Raw genomic sequence first — 1,176 nt, 5'->3', positions numbered from 1 at the left:
CAAGCCTGATCCAGCAATGCCGCGTGAGTGAAGAAGGCCTTCGGGTTGTAAAGCTCTTTTGTCAGGGAAGAAACGGTAGAGGCTAATATCCTTTACTAATGACGGTACCTGAAGAATAAGCACCGGCTAACTACGTGCCAGCAGCCGCGGTAATACGTAGGGTGCAAGCGTTAATCGGAATTACTGGGCGTAAAGCGTGCGCAGGCGGTTTTGTAAGTCTGTCGTGAAATCCCCGGGCTCAACCTGGGAATTGCGATGGAGACTGCAAGGCTAGAATCTGGCAGAGGGGGGTAGAATTCCACGTGTAGCAGTGAAATGCGTAGAGATGTGGAGGAACACCGATGGCGAAGGCAGCCCCCTGGGTCAAGATTGACGCTCATGCACGAAAGCGTGGGGAGCAAACAGGATTAGATACCCTGGTAGTCCACGCCCTAAACGATGTCTACTAGTTGTCGGGTTTTAATTAACTTGGTAACGCAGCTAACGCGTGAAGTAGACCGCCTGGGGAGTACGGTCGCAAGATTAAAACTCAAAGGAATTGACGGGGACCCGCACAAGCGGTGGATGATGTGGATTAATTCGATGCAACGCGAAAAACCTTACCTACCCTTGACATGTACGGAAGCCACGAGAGATCGAGGTGTGCTCGAAAGAGAGCCGTAACACAGGTGCTGCATGGCTGTCGTCAGCTCGTGTCGTGAGATGTTGGGTTAAGTCCCGCAACGAGCGCAACCCTTGTCATTAGTTGCTACATTCAGTTGAGCACTCTAATGAGACTGCCGGTGACAAACCGGAGGAAGGTGGGGATGACGTCAAGTCCTCATGGCCCTTATGGGTAGGGCTTCACACGTCATACAATGGTACATACAGAGGGCCGCCAACCCGCGAGGGGGAGCTAATCCCAGAAAGTGTATCGTAGTCCGGATCGCAGTCTGCAACTCGACTGCGTGAAGTTGGAATCGCTAGTAATCGCGGATCAGCATGTCGCGGTGAATACGTTCCCGGGTCTTGTACACACCGCCCGTCACACCATGGGAGCGGGTTTTACCAGAAGTAGGTAGCTTAACCGCAAGGAGGGCGCTTACCACGGTAGGATTCGTGACTGGGGTGAAGTCGTAACAAGGTAGCCGTATCGGAAGGTGCGGCTGGATCACCTCCTTTCTAGAGTAGCACCGG

General features: G+C 53.1%; 1 rRNA gene. It reads left to right on the top strand.

Going from position 1 to position 1,176, the window contains the following annotated elements:
• Window positions 1-1,161: ribosomal RNA gene (locus tag AC3A6F_RS25265) — 16S ribosomal RNA — on the top strand; the annotation flags it as partial.
• Between the last annotated feature and the right edge of the window lie 15 nt (window positions 1,162-1,176).

The sequence above is a fragment of the Massilia sp. Soil_C_3 genome (genome assembly GCF_057657035.1).
Note: the sequence above shows the minus strand (reverse complement) of the source record. Positions and strands in the feature narration are given on the sequence as shown.